The following is a 4,027-nucleotide window of genomic DNA, read 5'->3' as shown; positions in this document are numbered from 1 at the left end:
GCCTGCCCAACCGGCAGCAGCTGATCGAGCACATGAGCCAGATCCTGGCGCTGCGCGAGCGCGAGCCCAAGCCGGTGAGCGTGCTGGTGTTCCGCATCGAAGGCCTGCAGGGCGTGGAGGCCGGCCACGGCCACGAGTCGGCCAACGTGGTGCGGCGCAAGGTGGCCGTGCGGCTGCGCGCCGGCGTGCGGTCGAGCGACGTGGTGGCCTCGCTGGGTGCCGATGTGTTCGCGGTGCTGCTGCCGTCCACCGAAGCACCCACCGACGCGCAGCACGTGGTGGAGAAGCTCATGCGCTCATTGCGCGAGCCCTTCAAGATCGGCGGCGCCGACGTGCCGATCTTCACGCACGTGGGCCTGGCGCAGTTCCCGCAGGATGGCAAGCAGCCGGAGCAGCTGCTGCGCCATGCGTCGTCGAGCGCGCTGCTCGGTGCCTATGGCATGCAGGGTTCGGCCAACGAGTGACTACTTGTTGATGTCGCCCAGGCAGAGGTACTTGATTTCGAGGTAGTCCTCGATGCCGTGGCGTGAGCCTTCGCGCCCCAGGCCCGATTGCTTGACGCCACCGAAGGGCACCTCGGCCGTCGAGATCAGGCCGGTGTTCACCCCGACCATGCCCGACTCCAGCCCTTCGCCCACGCGGAAGATGCGGCCGATGTCGCGGCTGTAGAAGTAGGCGGCCAGGCCGAACTCGGTGGCGTTGGCCATCTCGATGGCCTCGGCCTCGGTCTTGAAGCGGAACACCGGCGCCACAGGGCCGAAGGTTTCTTCACGGGCACACAGCATCTCGCTGGTGGTGTCGGTGAGCACGGTGGGCTCGAAGAAGCGGTCGCCGATGCGCTTGCCGCCGGTCAGCACCTTGGCGCCCTTGCTCACGGCGTCGGCCACGTGGCGCTCGATCTTGGCGATGGCGTTGTCGTCGATCATCGGGCCCTGGGTGATGCCGGCCTCGAAGCCGTTGCCCACCTTGATGGCCTTGGCCTTGGCTGCGAGCTTCTGCACGAACTCGTCGTACACGCTGTCCTGCACGTAGAGGCGGTTGGCGCACACGCAGGTCTGGCCGGCGTTGCGGTACTTGCTGGCCAGGGCCCCGTCGACGGCGCTGTCGATGTCGGCGTCGTCGAACACGATGAAAGGCGCGTTGCCACCGAGCTCGAGCGAGAGCTTCTTGATGGTCGGCGCGCATTGCGCCGCCAGGATGCGGCCTACCTCGGTGGAACCGGTGAACGACAGGTGGCGGATCACGTCGCTCTCGCACAGCACCTTGCCGATCTCGGCCGACTTCTCCGAGGTGATGATGTTCAGCACGCCCGGCGGCAGGCCGGCACGCTGGCCGAGCTCGGCGATGGCGAGCGCCGACAGCGGCGTCTGCCCGGCCGGCTTGACGATCACCGGGCAGCCCGCCGCGAGCGCCGGGCCGACCTTGCGGGTGATCATCGCGATGGGGAAGTTCCACGGCGTGATGGCCGCGCACACGCCCATGGGCTGCTTGATGACGAGGTAGCGCTTGTTGTTGTCGGTGGTGGGGATGGTCTCGCCGTAGACACGGCGGCCTTCTTCGGCGAACCACTCGATGAAGCTCGCGCCGTAGGCGACTTCACCCTTGGCCTCGGCCAGCGGCTTGCCCTGCTCGGCGGTCATGATGCGCGCCAGGTCGTCGGCGTGCTGCTGCATCAGGTGGAACCACTTCATCAGGATGGCGCCGCGCTCCTTGGCGGTCTTGCTGCGCCACAGCGGCCAGGCCTTGTGCGCGGCTTCCAGCGCGGCGCGCGTCTCGATCACGCCCAGGTCGGCCACGTCGACCAGCTTCTGGCTGGTGGCCGGGTCGATCACGTCGAAGCGCTTGCTGCCGCCCACCCATTCGCCGTTGATGAGGGCGTTGGTCTTGAGCAGGCTGGCGTCGTTGAGCGAGGCGAGGGGCGAGGCGCGTTGGTCCATGGCGAAGTCTCCGTGGGGGTTTCGGCCATGATAAGTCGCACCCGTTGGGCATGAGCCTGCGCGGGGCTTGGCACCGGGCCGGCACCTATAATCAAAAGTCTTGAAAAATCAAGCAGTTACCACCGAGAGAGACACGGCATGAAAGCCTCCGAGATCCGCCAGACCTTCCTCAAGTTCTTCGAATCGAAGGGCCACACCATCGTGGCCTCGAGCCCGGTGGTGCCCGGCGACGATCCGACCTTGTTGTTCACCAACGCCGGCATGAACCAGTTCAAGGACGTGTTCCTCGGCTTCGACAAGCGCCCCTACACCCGCGCCACCACAGCGCAGAAGTGCATCCGCGCCGGCGGCAAGCACAACGACCTCGACAACGTCGGCTACACCGCGCGCCACCACACGTTCTTCGAGATGCTGGGCAACTTCAGCTTCGGCGACTACTTCAAGCACGACGCCATCCAGTACGCCTGGGAGCTGCTCACCGTGCACTTCAAGCTGCCCAAGGACAAGCTCTGGGTCACCGTGTACGCCGAAGACGACGAGGCCTACGACATCTGGAACAAGGTGGTGGGCGTGCCGGCCGAGCGCATCGTGCGCATCGGCGACAACAAGGGCGCGCGCTACGCCTCCGACAACTTCTGGATGATGGGCGACACCGGCCCCTGCGGCCCCTGCACCGAGATCTTCTACGACCACGGCGAGGGCATCCCCGGCGGCCCGCCTGGCAGCCCCGACGAAGACGGCGACCGCTACATCGAGATCTGGAACAACGTCTTCATGCAGTTCAACCGCACCGAAGACGGCGTGATGCACAAGCTGCCCAAGCCCAGCGTCGACACCGGCATGGGCCTGGAGCGCGTGACGGCGGTGCTGCAGCACGTGCACAGCAACTACGAGATCGACCTCTTCGTCGCGCTGCTCGCTGCCGCCAAGAAGGCGGTCGATGCCGCCGGTGCGGTTGATTGCGACAAGGATTCGCCGAGCCTCAAGGTCATCGCCGACCACATCCGCGCCTGCACCTTCACGGTGGTCGATGGCGTGATCCCCGGCAACGCCGGCCGCGGCTACGTGCTGCGCCGCATTGCCCGCCGCGCCATTCGCCACGGCTACAAGCTGGGTGCGCGCAAGCCCTTCTTCAGCACGCTGGTGCCGGCCCTGGTCGAGCAGATGGGCGAGGCCTACCCCGAGCTGCGCGCCAACGCGGCCCGTGCCGCTGAGGTGCTCAGGCAGGAAGAAGAGCGCTTCTTCCAGACCATCGAGCGCGGCATGGAGATCCTGGAGACCGCCCTGGCCGCCAAGCCTGCGGTGCTCGATGGCGACACCGCCTTCAAGCTGCACGACACCTACGGCTTCCCGGTCGACCTGACCGGTGACGTCTGCCGCGAGCGCGGCCTGAAGGTCGACGAAGCGCGCTTCAATGTGCTGCTCGAAGAACAGAAGCAGCGCGCCCGCGAGGCGGGCAAGTTCAAGATGGCGCAGGGCCTGGACTACAAGGGCGCGCCCACCACCTTCCACGGCTACGAGGAACTGGCGCACGAAGGCGCCAAGGTCACCGCCGTCTACGTCGACGGCAGCGCCGTCGACGTGGCGCGCGCCGGCGACGACGTGGTGGTCGTGCTTGACCACACGCCCTTCTATGCCGAGAGCGGCGGCCAGGTCGGCGATGCGGGCGAGTTCCGCAACGCCACCACCCGCGTGGTGATCGACGACACGCTGAAGATCCAGGCCGACGTGTTTGGCCACCACGGCCGCATCGCCGAAGGCGAGGTCAAGGTGGGCGACGTGTTCACCGCCCGCGTGGACACCGAGCGGCGTGCCAAGACCGTGCGCAACCACAGCGCCACCCACCTGATGCACAAGGCCTTGCGCGAGGTGCTCGGCGCCCACGTGCAGCAGAAGGGCTCGCTGGTGAACGCCGAGCGCACGCGCTTCGACTTTGCCCACACCGGCCCGATGACCGATGCGCAGATCGCCGAGGTCGAGGCCATCGTCAACGCCGAGATCCTGGCCAACGCCGGTGCTTCGGCCCAGGTGATGGCGCTCGACGACGCGCAGAAGAGCGGCGCGATGATGCTCTTCGGCGAGAAGTACGG

General features: G+C 67.1%; 3 protein-coding genes. 2 read left to right on the top strand and 1 reads right to left on the bottom strand.

The annotated features are described in order from the left end of the window. Positions 1-464, top strand: a 464-nt coding sequence (locus VFL64_RS17890) for a GGDEF domain-containing protein (RefSeq protein WP_489541733.1), incomplete at its 5' end; no start/stop codon positions are given. Here VFL64_RS17890 and VFL64_RS17885 read toward each other — a convergent pair. Next, a complete protein-coding gene (locus tag VFL64_RS17885; RefSeq protein WP_489541732.1) occupies positions 465-1,937 on the bottom strand; it encodes an NAD-dependent succinate-semialdehyde dehydrogenase in 1,473 nt (490 codons plus the stop codon). A gap of 138 nt (positions 1,938-2,075) precedes the next feature. Here VFL64_RS17885 and alaS point away from each other — a divergent pair. Then, the coding region (alaS, locus tag VFL64_RS17880; RefSeq protein WP_489541731.1) for an alanine--tRNA ligase at positions 2,076-4,027 on the top strand (1,952 nt) is incomplete at its 3' end.

Source organism: Rhizobacter sp. (genome assembly GCF_035702065.1).
In the GTDB taxonomy this organism is placed as follows: Bacteria; Pseudomonadota; Gammaproteobacteria; order Burkholderiales; family Burkholderiaceae_C; genus Rhizobacter.
The sequence above is the reverse complement of the archived record's forward strand: the minus strand, read 5'-3'. Positions and strand labels throughout refer to the sequence as shown.

Bases quoted from the DNA above. Each gene is read 5' to 3' on its own strand.
- VFL64_RS17885 (WP_489541732.1), bottom strand. From the start codon at position 1,937: ATGGACCAACGCGCCTCGCCCCTCGCCTCGCTCAACGACGCCAGCCTG.